We start from the raw sequence: 17,436 nt of genomic DNA on the forward strand, positions 1-17,436 counted from the left end.
CTGTTCCGCCTGGCGCTGACCCCCAAATGGTTGGGGTCCCTGCTTCTCGTTCTCGTCCTCGTCACGTGCTTCGTCGGTCTGTCCGCATGGCAGGTCGACCGCGCTCAGCACAAGAATGATGCTGTCGACGCGGCCGACGTCGAGGAGATCGAACCGTTCAACGAAGTCATGGAAGCCCAAGCCCCGATGCCCGGCATTCTCGCCGACCAGCGGGTGAGCCTGTCCGGGCACTGGCTTCCGGACAATCAGGTCGTCGTCCCCGGACGCGTTCTGGACGGGGACAAAGGCTACTGGGTCGTGACGATGTTCGCGCCTGACGGCGCCCGCCTCGGCGCTCCGGCCGGTGCCGATGCCGATGACAAGACCATCGCGATTCCGGTTCTGCGCGGCTTCACCACCGATGAGCAGACCGCCATGGAATCCCGCGCGGCTCAGGGCCCGGTCGAGATGAAGGCGCAGATCGGACCCGTTGAGGGCCCGAAGCCCGGCAACTCACTTCCCGAGGGCCAGGTGCGCACCGTCTCGACCTCGCAGCTGATCAACCTGTTCCCCGATCTGCTGACCTATTCGGGCTTCCTCATCCCCGAATCGGCAAGCGGTGAGGCCGCCTCGATCGCGACGGACGGACTGGAATATGTGCCCCCGACGACGACGCGGGAGGAGGGCGGATTCGATCTGCAGTCCGCGGGCTACGCGATCGAATGGCTGATCTTCGCCGTCATGGCCCTGTACATGTGGTGGCAGCTGCTGCGCGATGACTTCGTGCGCCGCCGCCTCGGCAGCGACTCCGATACTCAGGATCCCGCAAGCCCGGTCGAGTATGTTGTCGTCAAGTCTGCGGGCCGGTCCTCGATCGACCCCGAGGTGATGTCGGGGCTGACCGGACTTCCTGCCCACAGGCATGGAGCGAAGAAGCCTCGCAGCCGTCGTGGCCGGTCCGCCGACGGCGCCGATTCGACCAATGCCACCCCGACCGAAGGAAACTGAGCGTGAGCGAAGAACCCGAGTCCCTGGATTCCCGCCCCGACTTCGATGACAGCAATGTGTGGAGCGTCAAACGCTTCACCTCGGCTGGCAACGCCATGAAGTTCTATCGCGTGATGGCCATCATCACCGGAACGATGCTCCTCATCCTCACCGTCGAGATGATCTACAAATACCTCATCGCCGCCGACCCCTCCACGGCCCTGAACTTCGGGGGCTTCAACCTGGCTGCCGCGATCGCGATCTGCCACGGCTGGTGCTACGTCGTCTACCTCATCGGCTGCTTCTGGCTCAACCAGCAGATGCGCTGGACGCTGGGCCGCTATATCGTGTTGGCCCTGGCCGGTGTGGTCCCGGTGATGTCGTTCATCCTCGAGCGTAAGATCCACCGCCAGGTCGAAGCGGAGCTGGAGGCTGCCGTCGTGGTCGCCCCCAAGAGTTGATCCCCACCTGAAGAGCTGCTCCGTGACCTGAAGAGCTGAGCACCACCTGAGGTTGGGGGCTGGGTCCCCGGTGTTTAGACTTGGACCATGACGCAAACCCAGAGCACACAGGTGCCTCCTGTCCTCGTGGTCGATTTCGGTGCGCAGTACGCGCAGCTCATCGCCCGCCGGATCCGCGAGGCCGGACTGTATTCCGAGATCATCGCCCATGACGCACCGGCCGCGGAGTTCGCGGCCAAGAATCCGATCGCCATCGTGCTCTCCGGTGGTCCTTCGAGCGTCAACGACGAGGCAGCCCCCGGATTCGACACCGCCGTCTTCGACCTGGGCGTGCCCACCATGGGCATCTGCTACGGCTTCCAGCTGATGTCGACGACCCTCGGCGGCCGTGTGGCCAAAACCGACAAGCGCGAGTACGGCTCGACCCCGCTCACCGTGGCAAGCACCGGTGCTCTGCTGGAGCAGACCCCGAACAGCTACAAGGTGTGGATGTCCCACGGGGACTCCGTCGCCGAGGCGCCCGCTGACTTCGATGTGCTCGCATCGACCCCGGACACCCCCGTCGCCGCCTTCGAATGCGCGGCACGCAGGTTCGCCGGAGTGCAGTGGCACCCCGAGGTCCTCCACTCCGAGCACGGGCAGCAGATCCTCGAGAACTTCCTCTTCAACGTCGCAGGGCTCGAGGCCGACTGGACGAACGCCTCGGTCATCGACGAACAGATCGACCTCATCCGGCAGCGCGTCGGATCGAAGAATGTCATCTGCGCCCTGTCCGGCGGAGTCGACTCCTCGGTCGCCGCAGCCCTGGTCCACAAGGCCATCGGTGACCAGCTCACCTGCGTGTTCGTCGATCACGGTCTCCTGCGTGAGAACGAGCGCGAACAGGTCGAGACCGACTACGTCAACTCGATCGGCGTTCGTCTGGTCACCATCGACGCGCGAGAGCGCTTCCTGTCCGAACTCTCCGGCGTCGTCGACCCTGAGCTCAAGCGCAAGATCATCGGCCGCGAATTCATCCGGACCTTCGAAGCCGCCGCAGCCGACCTCGTGCTCGAGGCCAAAGACGAAGGCGCCGAAATCGGATTCCTCGTCCAGGGCACCCTCTACCCCGACGTCGTCGAATCCGGCGGCGGATCCGGAACCGCGAACATCAAGAGCCACCACAATGTGGGCGGTCTGCCCGATGACATCACCTTCGAGCTCATCGAGCCCCTGCGCACCCTGTTCAAGGACGAGGTCCGCGCCATCGGCCGTGAGCTCGGTGTTCCGGACGCCATCGTCTCCCGCCAGCCGTTCCCCGGCCCCGGGCTGGGAATCCGCATCATCGGCGAAGTCACGGAGGACCGCCTGTCGATCCTGCGCAGGGCCGACGCCATCGCCCGCGAAGAGCTGACCAAGGCCGGCCTCGACGGTGAGATCTGGCAGTGCCCGGTCGTCCTCCTGGCCGACGTCCGCTCGGTCGGCGTCCAGGGCGACGGACGCACCTACGGCCACCCGGTCGTCCTGCGCCCGGTCTCCAGCGAGGACGCGATGACCGCCGACTGGACTCGCGTTCCCTACGACGTCCTCTCGGTCATCTCGAACCGCATCACGAACGAGGTCGACGACATCAACAGGGTCGTCCTCGACGTCACCTCCAAGCCTCCGGGCACCATCGAATGGGAATGATTCTGGTCCCCGACCACAACTCCTGAACAGTGTTCAGTTAGGGTGGGTGGTGCCCGAGTCAGTCTCGGGTGCCACTCAACCATCGGAGAACCCATGTCACACGCGCACACCGCCAGCCCCGCCTCGGCGACGGTCGGTCGGAGAAACTCAGCTGGCAGAGCCGGCGATATCGCACTGATCGCGGTCTTCGCCGCTCTGCTGGCGGCATTCGCGATCATGCCGCCGATCCCCGTCGGTCCGGCCGGTGTGCCGATCACGCTGCAGACCTTCGCCGTTGCACTCTGCGGCCTGGTGCTGGGCCCGTGGCGCGGCGGGGCCGCCGTCCTGCTCTACGTCGTCCTGGGGCTGCTGGGCCTGCCGATCTTCTCAGGCATGAGCGGCGGCATCGGCGTGCTCGCCGGGCCCAGCGCCGGCTACATCACGTCGTTCACGCTCTACGCGCTGGCCACCGGTTTCGTCGCTCGCTGGGCGATTCGCCGCTTCCGCGGTTCGAAGCTGTGGATCGCCCTGTTCGTCGGTGCTCTGGGCTCGAGTCTGCTGCTCAACCACCCCCTCGGCATCCTCGGGATGTCGATCAACGCCGACCTGCCCCTGGGCGTGGCCGCCGTCGCCGACCTCGTCTACTGGCCCGGCGACATCATCAAGAATATCCTTGCCGTGTCCGTCGCCCTGCTCATCCACCGGGCCTTCCCCGATGTCCTCCGTCGCCGAGGTATGCCGGCGGTGGCACCGAGCGCACAATCCGGGACCGCACAGCCCGGGACCGCGCAGTGATCTTCGGACGACAGGCGGATGCTGGGGCCGGGCCGACGCGACCGGTCGAGCCTGCGGGGGAGCGGGATGCCGCGAGCCCTGCCGAGACCGGCGATATCGGCGAGGCTGCCGACACCGGCACAGCTGCGCAGGAGATCAGCTTCACCGACGTCTCGGTCGGCGTCCTCGATGACACCCCGACAGGCGATGTCTACCGTCCGATCCTCACCGATGTGAACCTCACCCTGACCGAGCCGAGGATCGCGATCGTCGGCGCCAACGGTTCCGGGAAGTCGACGCTGCTGCAGCTGTTCAACGGGCTGGTGACCGCCAACGCCGGACGGGTGCTCATCGACGGTCTCGACCCGCTCGAGCAGGCGAAGCAGGTGCGATCGCGAGTGGGCTTCGTCTTCACCGATCCCGCGGCACAGCTGGTGATGCCGACCCCGCTCGAAGACATCGAACTCTCGCTGCGCAAACGCGTGCCCAAGGCCGAGCGCCGCGCGGCAGCCTTCGCCGTGCTCGAGGAATTGGGCATCGCTGATCTGGCCGAGCGCAGCGTCTACGAACTCTCGGGCGGCCAGCGTCAGCTTGTGGCCCTGGCCGCTGTCCTGGCTGTTGACCCGCAGATCCTCGTCCTCGACGAACCGACGACACTGCTGGACCTGCGCAACAGGGAGAAGCTGAGGAGGCTTCTCGACGACTTGGTCGCCCGTCGTGGGGTGCGTGTGATCTTCTCCACCCACGACCTCGACTTCGCCGGCTTAGCCGACCGTGCTCTCGTTGTCGATTCCGGACGCATCGTTGCCGACTCGGCCCCCGTCGAGGCGACTCGGATGTATCGTGAGCTGATCATGAGCGACTCATCATGAGTCGTCAGACCAGAACCGGAATCAGACCTCGACCGCAGCTGTTCGGGAAGGTCGCACACACCCCCGGCTGGCTGCACCGCACAGCCCCAGGGGTGAAGCTGTCGGTCATCGCTCTGATCGGAATCGTGGCGCTGATCTTCCGCGACCCGATCATCAACTGGTCGATGTTCGTCGTCCTCGTCATCCTCGGCTTCACCGGCCGACTGCGACTGCGCCACTTCCTCAAAACGTGGCTCTACGCGGCGGTGCTGATCCTCATCGTCGTGGCCATGCAGTACTTCTTCGGTTCGCTGCGCGCCGGCCTCACCGTCGGCGGCACGGTCTTCGCCTGTGTGCAGGCAGCGATGCTGCTGACACTGACGACGACCGTGGCGCAGCTGCTCGACACCTTCACCGTCATCGTCTCCCCGCTGCGCTTCCTCGGCGCCAGTCCTGACACCATTGCCCTGGCCGCAAGCCTCATGGTCCGCGCCATCTCCCACATCTCCGGGCTGCTCGGCGAGGCCGATCGTGCTGCGCGTGCTCGCGGCCTCGACTCGAGCATCAAGGCCAGAGTCGTCCCGGCGATCCTCCGTTCGGTCAAATACGCCCAAGACACAGGTCGGGCACTCGACGCCCGCGGGATCGTGGACTGAGCGGCACCGAAGGGCTGAGCCGGACCGCGGAATAAACGGCTCCGACGTTCGCCAGCCGAACGTCTCCGGCGGGCCGACCTGACGAGGAGTATCCTCGGCGGAAGAACGACAGCCGGTCTGCACCTCGACTGTCTCGCAGAACTGCGAAGGAGCCACACCATGTCTGCACCCCACCGTCCCGTCCTGCTCGCCATGGACTTCCAGAACGGCATCGCCGGTGATGAGGCCTTCACCGCAACCGGCGTCCTCGAGCGGGCCCGCGATGCAGTCGCGGCCGCACGGGAGAAGGGCGTCCCCGTGGTCTGGGTGCGCGTTGCTCTGCGTGACGGTCACCCTGAACTTGCCGCGACCGCATCGTTCAAGCAGATTGCGGACCATGGCGATCTCGACGAAGCTCATGCGTCGACGAGCATCCACGACACCCTTGGCCGCCACGAGCATGAGCCGATCGTGACGAAACGGCGCATCAGTGCTTTCGCCGGCAGCGACCTCGATGTCCTCCTGCGCGGCTACGGTGCCGACACGCTCATCCTTGCCGGTGTCGCCACCAGCGGAGTGGTTCTCTCGACCATCCGACAGGCCGCCGACCTCGACTTCCGCGTGACGGTGCTTTCCGACGCCTGCGCCGACCGTGACGAGGAAGTCCACCGGGTGCTGACCCAGAAGATCTTCCCCAAACAGGCCTCCGTACTTACCGTCGCCGACTGGGTCGCGCAGTCCTGAGGCGACGCAGCCTCACCCCGTCTGGACGGTGAAGCCGCGGCCAAGCACCTGCGGGTGCGGATTCTCGATCGCCCGCGAATAATGGCCGATGAGCTGTGAGCACACGCTCTTCCAGCTGCGACGCAGCACCTGCTGGCGACCGGCGACGCCGAAGGCCCGACGCTTCGCCTCATCGCCGAGGAGGTCGGTGACGTGTTCGCGCATCGCCAGCAGATCCTTGGGAGTGTAGAGCCACCCGGTGTGGGAGGAGTCGACGAGGTCGAGCGGGCCACCTCGGGCGGGGGCGATGACAGGAACCTCGGAGGCCATGGCCTCCTGAATCGTCTGGCAGAAGGTCTCGAGCTCGCCCGGGGCGACCATGAGATCGAAGCTCGCAACCGCCTGCGCCAGGGCGTCGCCGCCCAGGAACCCCGCGAAATGTGCGTTCGGCAGGGACCGTTCGAGCTTGGCCCGCCAGGGGCCGTCGCCGACGATGACGAGCTTCGAACCGGGCAGATCGTCCACGACGGCCAGATCTTCCACCTGCTTCTCGGCGGCAAGGCGACCGACGTAGCCGATGATCTTCTCACCGTCGGGAGCCACGGACCGGCGCCAGGCCTCGGACCGGTGACTCGGGTCGAAACGGGAAGAATCGACCCCGCGGGCCCACAGGTCCACCTCGGCGACTCCGAGTCCGGACAGCTGGTCGAGGGTGTAGGACGAGGGGACCAGAGTCAGGGAAGCATGCTGGTGGATGTTGCGCACATGCGACCACAGCATCGCCTCGAGTCCGTGCATCCCATAGCGGGCGGCATAGGCGGGAACCTCAGTCTGATAGATCGCCACGGTCGGCAGGTCGAGGCTCTGCGCAGCCAGGACTCCGCGCCAGCCGAGCACGAAGGGGCTGGCAAGGTGGACGATATCGGGGGCGAAGGACTCCAGCAGTCGCTTGATGCGGCTGACCCCGCCGGGCGCGACCCGAACCCGCCGATACTTCGGCAAGGCGATCGAGGGAACACGGACGATTCGGGCTCCGGCGACTTCTTTGGGACCGTCGCGTCGCGTGCCCGGGGCGATGATGAGCACCTCGTCGCCGCGATCGGCCAGATGGTCGAGGACGCGGAGGAGTGAGTGGGTGACCCCATTCATATTGGGGAGGAAGGACTCTGCAATGATCGCTACTCTCACAGAACTCAGTTCACTCCCTCAGAGTGACACACAGGCAACACTCAGGCGACGTTCCGGCAACGAACGGTGGAAATCACCGCGCCAGCGACCCAGCGAATCATTAGGTCGGCCCGTTCGTGACAGAGCGGCCTTTTTCCAGCAGGGCAGCCTTCCCGCGGGAGGTCGCCCGTTTCTGAGAAGGTGGCCTGTTCGCGACGAGTCTGAACCCCGCGTAAACTTAGGTTTCGGACAAGCGAGCGAGGAGAGGAGGCGACAGTGGTCTGGTTCATCGTCGGAGCGTGCGTGCTCGCCCTCGTCGTCCTCGCTCTGGCCCTGACGTTGCTGCGATTCAATCAGCTGTCGATGGCTCGTTCGCTCTGCGATGAGGCCAAACGGCAGCTGCTCGTCGAACTCCGCGGCCGGCACGCCCTCGTGCCCGCCTACATCGGAACCCTGCAGCAGGTCACCACACACGATCTCAGCTCTGTCGAGCTCGCGCTCGCCTCGGCCGAACGCGCACCGTTCGGTCGTCGCGGTGCCGCCGCGGAGAGGGCGCTGACGCGCGCGATCGACGCAGCTGCGCAGATTCCCGGCCAGATCAGCGGCAGGACCGCCGCCACGGATTCGACCCCGGTGATGCAGACGGATCCCCGTGAAGAACTCGACACCACCATCGCGCTGCTGCATGGTCAGCTGAACGTGCTGACCGAGCGCATCCGGTCCGGGGCCCGCATCTACAACACGAACGTCGATCTCTACCACCGCCAGCGTGAGCGTGCCCTGTCGCGGCTGTTTCAGAACGTGTTCAGAGCCCGCGAGCCCTTCACCGAAGCCTCCGCCGAGGAGTCTCAGGAGCAGCCCGCACCTCAGGAGCAGCCCGCCCCTCAAGAGCAGCCCGGCAGCCCGGAACAGTCCGCAGCCCAGGGGCAGTCAGGAGCCCCGGAACGATCAGGACCGGACAGGTCGTGACGCGGTTCCGCATCGACCTCGGCTATCGCGGCACCGACTTCCACGGTTGGGCGAAGCAGCCCGGTCTGCGCACAGTGCAGTCCTCGCTCGAGGCCGGGCTGACCCGGATCACCCGCGCCGAGGTGGCCACGGTCGTCGCCGGACGCACCGACGCCGGGGTCCACGCCAGACGCCAGGTCGTCCACATCGACCTGCCCACAGCAGGCATCGAAAAGCTCATCGGCAAATCCTCCCGATCCGCCGAGGCAGCACTGCTGTCACGTCTGCGCGGAGTCCTCACCGTCGACGGCACCGACGACATCGTCATCCACGCCGTATCCGAAGTCCCCGAGGACTTCGACGCCCGATTCTCCGCACTGTGGCGGACCTACCAGTACAGACTCGCCGACCGCCGGTCATTCATCGACCCGCTGCTGACTCCCGTCACGCCCCGGCACAAGGGCGAACTCGACGTCGAGGCGATGACCGAAGCCGCACACGAGGCCCAGGGACTCCACGATTTCCTTCCCTTCTGCAAACCGCGAGAGGGTGCGACGACGATCCGCACCCTCCACGAGCTCGACGTCGACCGGGACCAGGAAGCCGTGATCACGATCGATCTGCGCGCCGACGCGTTCTGCCACCACATGGTCCGCGCCCTGGTGGGCGGGCTGATCAAGGTCGGATCTGGCACCTGGCCGGTGACCCGACCTGCGGAGCTCCTCGCCGAGGCGGACGCCGGCATCGACTCCGATGTTCCGATGTTCGTCACGCCCGCACACGGGCTCGTGCTCACCGAGGTGGGCTACCCGGAGGCTGAGTTCTACGCCTCCCGCGCGGCTCAGACAATGGCCCGCCGCACTCAGTACTAGCTCCCGGCTGGCCAGAACTGTTCGCCCGCTCGGCGGTGCACTTGCCGTTTTTGAGAGAATCCCCCTTTTCAGATGTGAGAATCCTGTGTACATTCACATATAGGTAACTCATCGTTCGCTTCGGCACTGCAGAATGAGTGTGCTTGATCCTCTCGGGGGCGCAGGTGCCGGGCAGTGGGTGAAATGACCAAAGGAAATCACATATATGTCGAAACTTGTGACCAAGATGCTGGCAACGGGAGCGGCAGTGTCAATGTTGACGCTGCCGGGTATCGCCCCTGCTGTTGCCGCACCCCTGGGCGGCGACTCCCTGCGGAATGCACCATCTGAGGCACCTGCGGCAGCAGACTCCTCAGGAGTAGCAGACCCCGCTGAGGGACCTGCGGCAGCAGACACGTCCGACCCGGCTGACTCCGCCGCGACCGATGAGGATTCCGCTGCTCAGGACGCATCCGGGCAGGCGGCCGAGGGCACGAAGGTCCAGCTGCTCAACATCACCGACTTCCACGGACGCATCTCCGAAGCCGGAGCCGAGGTCGCCTCCGTGGTCGAGGCGCAGCGCGCTGCCTACGCAGAACAGGACGGCGCAGCCGGGACCGGAGTGCTGTCGGCCGGCGACAACATCGGCGCCTCAACCTACGTCTCCTCCTCACAGGACGACACCCCCACCCTCAATGTGCTCAACGCCTTGGGGCTGCAGGCTTCGGCGGTCGGCAACCATGAATTCGACAAGGGCATCGACGATCTCACCGGCCGAGTCTCCGCGGAGACCGACTTCCCCTACCTCGGGGCCAATGTCTACGACAAGAACACCAGCGACGTCGTCGACGGGCTCGACGAATACACCATGATCGACGTCGGCGACGTCGAAGTCGCCGTCATCGGCGTCGTCACCAAGGACACCTCGTCGCTGGTCTCACCCGAAGGCATCGCCGATCTCGACTTCGGTGACCCCACAGAGGCCGTCAACCGGGTCGTCGGCGAGATCGAGGAACTCCCCGCAGACGAACAGCCGGACATGACGGTCGTCGAGGCCCACCTCGGCGCGTCTGCCACTGACAGTCTGGAGGCGGCCGAAGCATCCAACGCCGAGTTCGAGAAGCTGGTCACCAAGGCCGACGCCTCCGTCGATGTCCTCTTCACCGGTCACACGCACCTGCCCTACTCCTTCGATGCTCCGGTGCCGGGCGAACCCGACCGGACGCGTCCTGTCCTCGAAGCCGGCAGCTACGGCTCGGTCGTCGGACAGGTCCAGCTCGAAGCCGATGCGAACGGCAACTGGACGACGGAGAAGACCGAGCTGCTGCCGACGAAGGACAAGAGCTTCGACTCACCCGTCGTCGACGAGGTCACGTCCATCATCGAGACCGCGGAGGAGAAGGCCAAAGTTCCCGGTTCGGTCGTCGCCGGTGAGATCTCCGAAGACATCAATCGGGCGTTCGTGCTCGACGAGAACGGCAATCCCAAGACGGACGAGAACGGCGATCTCATCGATGATCGCGGCGCCGAAAGCACCCTGGGCAACCTCGTCGCCGACGCTCTCAAGGACGGGGTCGAGGACACGCAGCTCGAGTCCGCGGACTTCGGCATCACCAACCCCGGCGGAGTGCGCACCGACCTCAAGTGCGATGACTTCTACAACAACGAAGACACGTGCGAGGTCACGGCCGCCGAGCTCAGCAACGTGCTGCCCTTCGCCAACGATCATGGGGTCGTGACGATGAAGGGCTCCGATGTTATCGGTCTGTTCGAAGAGCAGTGGCAGCCGGCAGAGGCGTCGCGTCCCTTCCTGCATCTGGGCATCTCCGATGAGCTTGAGGTCGTCTACGACTCCGAGGCGGCCAAAGGAGAGCGTGTGAAGTCGATCGAGGTCGAGGGCAAGACCATCGACCCGAGCAAGGAGTACAGGGTCGCGACCCTGAGCTTCCTCGCCGCCGGGGGAGACAACTTCTCCTCCTTCACCAAGGGGGAGTTCGAGCTCTCCGGGGCCACGGACTTCGAAACCTGGGTGGACTACTTCGAGAAGAACACCCCCGTTTCTCCGGACAAGGACGAACGCCAGGCGGACCTGACCAAGGACGTCATCGACAACGGTGATCTCACGGTCGACCTCAACGCCCCCGACGGTGGCATCGCGCCCGGTGAGAGCAAGGACTTCGTCCTCAGCACCACCGCCGAGGCGGAGATCGCCGGGCCCGTGGATGTGACCGTCGATCTGCCCGCCGGTTACACCGTCAGCCTCCCTGACTCCGCGTCGGCGGGAACGAAGAAGTCCGCGGAGTCGGCCACCGCGAAGGCTCCTGAGGTCACGGTGAGTGCTGCGGCGAAGACGATGACCTTGGATTCGATCCCTGCCGGTGTCAGCGATGTCGCCATCAACGTCACTGCACCCGACGATGCCGCCGGTGAGGTCACCGTCGAGGTGGGTCTGAAAGCCGGGGACGCCGAATGGTGGGATGACAATCCGCTGCCGCTCAGCCACGAGTTCCGGGCCACGGCACGGGTCGCCGACGAGGCGAACGCGGCAGCCGGCGATGACGGCGGCGTCGATGCCTCCGGAACCGATGCGAATGCCGACGGCGGTGACGAGGCAAGCGCCGACGCCTCCGGACCGGATGCCAATGCCGACGGCGCGAACGCGGACGACTCCGGGGCCACCTCGGCGAATGCGGATGGCAGCGAAGCGAACGCCGACGGTTCGAAGGACGGCGGGGATCTGCCCCGCACCGGCTTCGAAGCCTTGAACCTGGTGGCGGCGGCACTCGCGCTCATCGTCGCAGGCAGCATGGCCGTGACCATGGTGCGACGGCGCAGAACCACGGTGTGAGGTCAGGCGGAAGTGGTCAGTTTCGTCTGATCGCCGCTGTCTGCTGATTGCTTCGTCTCGAAGGTTTCGAGGTGGACCAGCACCGGAACGAGGAAGAGGATGCCCACGGCGGGGACGACGATTCCCGAATCGTTGATGACCGTGCCCACGCCCAGCAGGATGGCCAGGCTGATCATGCCCGCCCGCAGAAGCGGAATCCGTTCGTAGGCGGCGGACATGCCGTGCAGCGAGAATCGCTGCGGTGCCAGCGCCAGCCAGAACACGCCGATGATGATGAGCGGCAGGACCAGCGTCATCCACGATTGGGTCAGGATGTCGATGTTCATGCCGATCTTGCGTGCGAACACGCTCAGGGCGTCGCCGCTGATGACGGAGTCGAAGAAGCGGCCGAAGTGCGTGCGCTGATCGGCGGGACGCAGCCAGTCGATGAACAGCACCGCCAGCATGACGATGCCGGCGATCCCGACAGTCACTCCCATGCGTTTGAGGGAGAATCTGACGCTCGCGGCGGCGAGGACGAGATAGGCAACGCCGATGATCAGCGTCGGCACGGAACCGAACTTCGTGCCCAACCCCGGGGCCGCCAGGATCACAGCCGAGACGAGGACCGGGATCGTGACGATGAGGATTCGCATGATTCGGCGGTCTGTCATCGACGCGAATCCGGCGACCGCCAGCAGCAAGGCGCAGCAGTAGAGCGCGAGCGCGGAGTTGCCGATGCCGTAGAATCTCGAGGCGATGAGCAGCGGTTCGCCCAGCAACGTCGACATCTGCAGCCGCGAGCCGGTCATCACGTCGTAGGCGAGGACGAGAACCGTGACGACGCAGACGAAGAGCACCGGCCCGAACTTGTGCCCGCGCCACGGGCCCAGCAGGGCGATGGCACCCAAGACCAGCGACCAGCCGGCCAGGGTTCCCAGCATCGCGATATCCGGGTTGGTGGCCCGTTCCCAGGGCACGGTGTTGACCAGATATGTCGATACCGGCATCGCAGCGAAGACGATGCCCAGGCGGTAGGCGCCCGAATGCACGAGGGCACGGTGGTTCTTGCGCAGGAACCAGGCGAGGGCCAGGAGGCCGACCATGAGCGAGGCGATGACGGGGAAGAACCATGTGGACAGCTCGTGCTGGGTTTTGACCGCCACCTGTCGATCGAGAACCGCCTGGAAGCGTGACTCCCAACTGCTGCCGGTGCTGTCGTGGGTCATCGGGGCTCCGGCCGCATTGTCCATGGGCTCGCCGCCGCTGAGTTCGACGAGCGTCGGCGCGATGTCGGGCACCTGGACCAGGCCCGGCTGCCGCGTTGACGAGGAGGTCAGCAGCCCGGCCTCGCCGGCGGGGTCGAGGGCCATCGCCGCCTGCATCGACGAACCCTTGTTGGCTCCATCCGCGATCGAGGAGAAGATCACCGGGGTCTGGCCTGTTGACAGCCCCTGGGACGGGTCGCCGTCGCTCCACGCCGTGGCTTCGAGGATCGTGCCGACACGTTTGTCGAGGGTTTTGAGGGAGTATCCGTCCAAGGTGGTGTTGCCGAGGTCGATCAGCGACAACTCACCGTCTTCCGAGGCTTGGGTGGCCTTCTGGGCGAGATCCTCGCCGACGGGAGACCACCCGTGAACGTGTCCGTTCGGGGTGGCTGCGGCGATGGCGGCGCCGGGGCCGAAGGCCTGGATCTTCGGCACCGACTCGGAGAGTCCGCCGAGCCCGGCGTCGTAGTTGTCTCCACGCGCCACCTGGGAGTAGACGTCCCAGTCCGCGACCCATCCGTCCAGCGGCGGGGCAGGCTGACGACACTCTTCGCGCGGCTCATCGGCAGCGCGTCGTCCCGACCCCACAGCCAGCCATCCGTCGACCGGACAGCTGGTGGCTCGCACGCTGCGCGGAGTGATGGTGCCGATCTGTGCGGACTTCATCATCTTCCACAGATTCGGAGTGGTACGCGGATCGAGGTCTTCGAAGCTGAAGCCGGAGACCCCGATGAAGATCGGTGCATTCTCCACCGAGGCGGCCGATCCTTCCGTGGTCTCCGCAGCGGAGTAGTCGGTTCCGTTCCCGCTCGTGCTCGCGTTCGTGCTCGCATCCGGGCTGGTGCTTGCGTTCGCGCCCGCCTGGGACGCCGGAGGGAGCCCGAGGATGAGCAGTGCGATGACGAAGATGCCCAGCAGCACCCGCAGCGGAATGGCCGTATTTCTCATGCCCGATCAGTCCTGGTCTCAGCCGAATCCTCGGGGGTCTCAGGCGAATCGTCAGGGGTGTCAGCACCCATCTCGGGGGCCTCAGCCCTCATGAGGATGGTCCGTGTGCTGCCTCGGCGTGATCTGCTGTCCGAGCCTGTCGTGCCGCCCGAGCGTGCGACCTTCTCATGGGCGTGCTCGGCGCTCAGCGCCAGCAGATAGGGCAGCAGCACCATGGCTCCGGTTGAGGGCACGGCGATGCCGGAATCCGTGAGCACCAGCCCCACAGCCATGCCCGTGGCTGCGGCGAGGAAACCGAAGTGGATGTCCTGGTCCTCGAACACCTGCGGCAGACGTCCCCGCCATTTGTTCGTCAAGCGACCGGTGCGAGTCGTGGACGAGATGCTGGGGAAGTGGAGTAGATAGCGGAGGAAGAACAGGATCGCGATGACCGCGAGGGGAGTCACGATCGCCAGCGCAGGGTTGATCTGAATGATGTGGAGATTGGCGCCGAGCTTCCGGCCGATCACCTGCAGGGCCTCACCGGTGACGATCTGGTCGAAGAAGTTCCCGAAGTGCGAGCGTGCCCCCGGTTCGCGCAGCCAGTCGAGGAACGCGATGCCCAGCAGTACTGTCAGTGAGGCGAGGCCTATGAGCACAAGACGGACGATGGTGAGGCGGATGCGGCTGACCAAGGCCAGCAGCACCAGGAGTCCGGCCAGGGTGGCGATCGTGCCGCCGAACTTTGCACCCCAGGACGGGTTTCCGGACACGAACACCGCGAACAGTCCGAGGACGAGGGGAAGGATGACGACCATCCTGCGATGTCCCTTCGACCGCAGCCAGGAGATCGCAAGGCCCAGGAAGATGAACAGGCTGACGATGAAGATCGCCGCTCCCTGATTGCCCAGGCCGTAGTACCTTCCACCGACGATCGGGTTGTAGCCCAGCAGGGAGTTGCCCTGCAGATGCGAACCGGTGATGAGGTCTGCGGAGAGGATGAGGAAGCTGGCCAGCGAGAGTGCGGCCACGCGACCGCGCCAGGTTCGACCCCAGGGCGGGAGCAGCGAGACGACGAAGAGAGCTGCGGCCGAGACTGCGATCGACAGTCCCAAACCGAAGCCGGGCTGGGGCAGCCGGGCCCAGGGGAAGAGTCCGGCCAGGAACGCACTCATCGGCAAGGTTGCCGCGGCGAGTGAGATCCAGGCCAGGAATCGGTGCACGGTGGGGGCGATCGTCGCACCGCCTCGGCGGCCGATGACGGTCCGGGAGAGCAGAAGTCCGCACAGGATGAACAGGACGTAGAAGGTGATGTCGAGGAGCAGGGAGAACGTCGACAGATGCTGGTAGATCGTTGTCGACTTCTGCGATTCGGACACAAGATCATCGATGCGCTTGTCCGGAGCGTCATCGGTGGGCGTGATGTCGAAGGAGATGCCGCTGGGGGAGGAGATGCCGAACTGGTCGAGGATCCCCGGGGCCAGGTCCGTGATCTGCAGGAGGCCGGGGGTGCGTGTGCTGGACGAGGACACACTCCCCGGTTCATAGCCGGGGCCGGAGGCGATGAATGCGCGCAGCTGCGGCAGACTCGAGCTGTCGCCGAGGCCGGCCACAATGATCGTGGGTTCGGCGCTTCCCGGCTTCGCAGAGTCACGGACTTCGTCCAGCTTGGCGCCCAAGCGCTTATCGGCCTCGGCGACGCGCTTCTCGCGGTCGAAGGAGACAGGGACGGTGTAGGAGTATTCGGGGATCGGATCGTAGAGCCACGCCGATGACCCGATCGAACCCAGGTCGACGAGACCGAGCCGGCAGTCGGTGGCGGCCGCATCGTCGGTGTAGTCGGCCACGATGCCGTTCTCGTCGGCGACGGCATAGGCCGCGCCGGGACCCTCGGCGGCGACGCAGGCTTCGAGCTGCGATTCGTCTCCGGCGGAGTCATTGCCTGTTGGGTTAGTCGTCCCCTGTTCGCGGACGAGGCGGGCGAGCATCCCGTAGTCCACCGAGTAGCCGGAGTCGACGTTCGGTTCCTTGATGGACTCGAAGTCACCGATCGCGGCGGTAGTCGTGCCCCGAGCGGAATCCTCGGCGAGATATTCATCACTCGATGCTCCAGCGCCGCTGCCTGATGCCGAGTCCTCCTCCGCATTGTCCACGGCCTTCGCGACGGCTTCGTCGCTGGTCGACGGGGCACTCAACGGGGGGCAGGTGGCCGTGCTGTCGGCTTCGTCCGGATCGGCCGGAGGGCCAGCCTCGGCGCGGGCCCCGGCACCCAGGGACAGCCACCCGGATCCGGGGCAGGTGGCCGACCCGATGGTGCGCACATTGAGGTTGGCGGCCGCACCGTCGGAGAAGAGCGCGTAGAGGTTGGGCGTGCGCACGGGGTCGATATCGTTGATGGTCAGACCCGGTATGCCGTAGACGATGGTCTTCCCATCGGCGGCTTGTGAGGCCTCGGAATCCTGGCCCGATGCTCCGGTGTTCGCCGAATCTGTGGTGCTTGCCGATGCTGCGGTGTCGGCCGCGGATGTCGCGGGCGATTCGGTGCTCGGTGACTCGTCTGCGGCAGTCGCCGGTGACTGTGCGGGGCCGAGCACAAGCACCAAGAGCCCGAGAACTAATCCCAGCACCAGGAGTCTGTATGCGGGAAGGCACTTGGGCAGCAGGGATGTGGGCGGCACATGACAATGGTATCGGCTCAGGTTTCCGCCCGCTCTGGCACTGGCCTGAGCGTTTGCTACGCGGGTGAGAGTGCATGTATATTTGATTGTCGTTGTGTGTGTCCGTCGTGCTCCCTTACATAGCCTCATGCGTTGCAGGCCCGTAGGTGAGGGGACGTCTTCGACGGACAGACCCGATTCAAGACAACGAGTGCCTTGACTCATCAGACTCACGACCCGATGAGCCAACGGCACTACACCAAGAGATACGAAAAGAAGGCTACTTTTGCGTACGTTCACACCCAAGCCCGGCGATATTGAGCGCCAGTGGCACGTCATTGACGCCACTGACCAGGTGCTCGGTCGTCTTGCCTCCCAGGTTGCACGCCTGCTGCGCGGCAAGCACAAGACCACCTATGCTCCTCATATCGACACCGGTGACTTCGTCATCATCATCAATGCCGACAAGGTCGCATTGACCGGTGCGAAGCTCGACCAGAAGCGCGCTTACCACCACTCGGGTTACCCGGGCGGTCTCAAGAGCGTCAACTACGCCGAGCTTCTCGCCACCAATCCCGAGCGCGCAGTCGAAAAGGCTGTCGGCGGTATGGTTCCGAAGACTCGTCTCGGACGTGCCCAGATGCAGAAGCTGAAGGTGTACACGGGTGGAGAGCACCCACACGCCGCTCAGAATCCGCAGTCGTACGAACTCAGCCAGGTCGCGCAGTAAGCGC

Annotated in this window: 14 protein-coding genes; 11 read left to right on the forward strand and 3 right to left on the reverse strand. The window is 65.5% G+C overall.

Annotation, left to right across the window (positions count from 1 at the left end; translation table 11 throughout):
* Positions 1-30: 30 nt before the first annotated feature.
* From BLT92_RS14695 to BLT92_RS14725, 7 genes are all read left to right on the forward strand, one after another.
* Entirely contained in the window at positions 31-987 is a 957-nt protein-coding gene (locus tag BLT92_RS14695) for an SURF1 family protein (RefSeq protein WP_092106728.1), read from the forward strand.
* Positions 988-989: 2 nt separating this feature from the next.
* Complete coding sequence (locus BLT92_RS14700) at positions 990-1,427, forward strand: DUF3817 domain-containing protein (RefSeq protein ID WP_092106730.1); 438 nt, start codon at positions 990-992, stop codon at positions 1,425-1,427.
* An 87-nt stretch (positions 1,428-1,514) separates the two neighbouring features.
* The gene (gene guaA, locus BLT92_RS14705) at positions 1,515-3,095 is read left to right on the forward strand and encodes a glutamine-hydrolyzing GMP synthase (RefSeq protein WP_092106732.1); all 1,581 of its coding nucleotides are present in this window, start codon (positions 1,515-1,517) and stop codon (positions 3,093-3,095) included.
* Positions 3,096-3,188: 93 nt separating this feature from the next.
* Positions 3,189-3,869: a biotin transporter BioY gene (locus BLT92_RS14710; protein WP_092106734.1), complete on the forward strand. Its 681-nt coding sequence runs from the start codon at positions 3,189-3,191 to the stop codon at positions 3,867-3,869.
* Between the two features lie 134 nt (positions 3,870-4,003).
* Positions 4,004-4,720 carry an energy-coupling factor ABC transporter ATP-binding protein gene (locus BLT92_RS14715; protein ID WP_231939163.1) on the forward strand — a complete coding sequence of 239 codons (717 nt, stop codon included), beginning with the start codon at positions 4,004-4,006 and terminating at the stop codon, positions 4,718-4,720.
* A complete protein-coding gene (locus BLT92_RS14720; RefSeq protein WP_231938861.1) occupies positions 4,717-5,355 on the forward strand; it encodes an energy-coupling factor transporter transmembrane component T family protein in 639 nt (212 codons plus the stop codon). Before BLT92_RS14715 ends, BLT92_RS14720 begins: the two co-directional genes overlap by 4 nt.
* Before the next feature lie 159 nt (positions 5,356-5,514).
* Positions 5,515-6,078 (forward strand): cysteine hydrolase family protein, encoded by a 564-nt coding sequence (locus BLT92_RS14725; protein ID WP_092106736.1) that lies wholly within the window; start codon positions 5,515-5,517, stop codon positions 6,076-6,078.
* A 12-nt stretch (positions 6,079-6,090) separates the two neighbouring features.
* On the opposite strand, the gene BLT92_RS14730 is transcribed toward BLT92_RS14725, so the two are convergent.
* Entirely contained in the window at positions 6,091-7,245 is a 1,155-nt protein-coding gene (locus BLT92_RS14730) for a glycosyltransferase family 4 protein (protein WP_231938862.1), read from the reverse strand.
* Positions 7,246-7,500: 255 nt separating this feature from the next.
* On the opposite strand from BLT92_RS14730, the gene BLT92_RS14735 reads away from it, so the two are divergent.
* The 3 genes from BLT92_RS14735 (at position 7,501) to BLT92_RS14745 (ending at position 11,871) form a co-directional block, all read left to right on the forward strand.
* On the forward strand, positions 7,501-8,193 hold the full coding sequence (locus BLT92_RS14735) for a LemA family protein (RefSeq protein ID WP_092106738.1): 693 nt from the start codon (positions 7,501-7,503) through the stop codon (positions 8,191-8,193).
* A complete protein-coding gene (truA, locus tag BLT92_RS14740) occupies positions 8,190-9,044 on the forward strand; it encodes a tRNA pseudouridine(38-40) synthase TruA (RefSeq protein ID WP_092106740.1) in 855 nt (284 codons plus the stop codon). The genes BLT92_RS14735 and truA overlap by 4 nt, the downstream gene beginning before the upstream one ends.
* 205 nt (positions 9,045-9,249) lie before the next feature.
* Positions 9,250-11,871: a 5'-nucleotidase C-terminal domain-containing protein gene (locus BLT92_RS14745; protein ID WP_172802607.1), complete on the forward strand. Its 2,622-nt coding sequence runs from the start codon at positions 9,250-9,252 to the stop codon at positions 11,869-11,871.
* A gap of 2 nt (positions 11,872-11,873) precedes the next feature.
* Here the strand turns inward: BLT92_RS14745 and BLT92_RS14750 are convergent, their stop codons facing one another.
* Positions 11,874-14,066 carry a hypothetical protein gene (locus BLT92_RS14750; protein ID WP_092106742.1) on the reverse strand — a complete coding sequence of 731 codons (2,193 nt, stop codon included), beginning with the start codon at positions 14,064-14,066 and terminating at the stop codon, positions 11,874-11,876.
* The gene (locus BLT92_RS14755; protein WP_197679625.1) at positions 14,063-16,723 is read right to left on the reverse strand and encodes an alkaline phosphatase family protein; all 2,661 of its coding nucleotides are present in this window, start codon (positions 16,721-16,723) and stop codon (positions 14,063-14,065) included. The genes BLT92_RS14750 and BLT92_RS14755 overlap by 4 nt, the downstream gene beginning before the upstream one ends.
* 265 nt (positions 16,724-16,988) lie before the next feature.
* Between BLT92_RS14755 and rplM the strand changes: the two genes are divergently transcribed.
* Positions 16,989-17,432, forward strand: a complete 444-nt coding sequence (rplM, locus tag BLT92_RS14760; RefSeq protein ID WP_092106744.1) for a 50S ribosomal protein L13 — start codon at positions 16,989-16,991, stop codon at positions 17,430-17,432.
* Positions 17,433-17,436: the final 4 nt, after the last annotated feature.

The sequence above is a fragment of the Brevibacterium picturae genome, from assembly GCF_900105045.1.
GTDB classification, from domain to species: Bacteria; Actinomycetota; Actinomycetes; order Actinomycetales; family Brevibacteriaceae; genus Brevibacterium; species Brevibacterium picturae.

Bases quoted from the DNA above. Each gene is read 5' to 3' on its own strand.
- BLT92_RS14710 (WP_092106734.1), top strand. From the start codon at position 3,189: ATGTCACACGCGCACACCGCCAGCCCCGCCTCGGCGACGGTCGGTCGG.
- BLT92_RS14750 (WP_092106742.1), bottom strand. From the start codon at position 14,066: ATGAGAAATACGGCCATTCCGCTGCGGGTGCTGCTGGGCATCTTCGTC.
- BLT92_RS14720 (WP_231938861.1), top strand. From the start codon at position 4,717: ATGAGTCGTCAGACCAGAACCGGAATCAGACCTCGACCGCAGCTGTTC.
- BLT92_RS14725 (WP_092106736.1), top strand. From the start codon at position 5,515: ATGTCTGCACCCCACCGTCCCGTCCTGCTCGCCATGGACTTCCAGAAC.
- guaA (WP_092106732.1), top strand. From the start codon at position 1,515: ATGACGCAAACCCAGAGCACACAGGTGCCTCCTGTCCTCGTGGTCGAT.
- BLT92_RS14745 (WP_172802607.1), top strand. From the start codon at position 9,250: ATGTCGAAACTTGTGACCAAGATGCTGGCAACGGGAGCGGCAGTGTCA.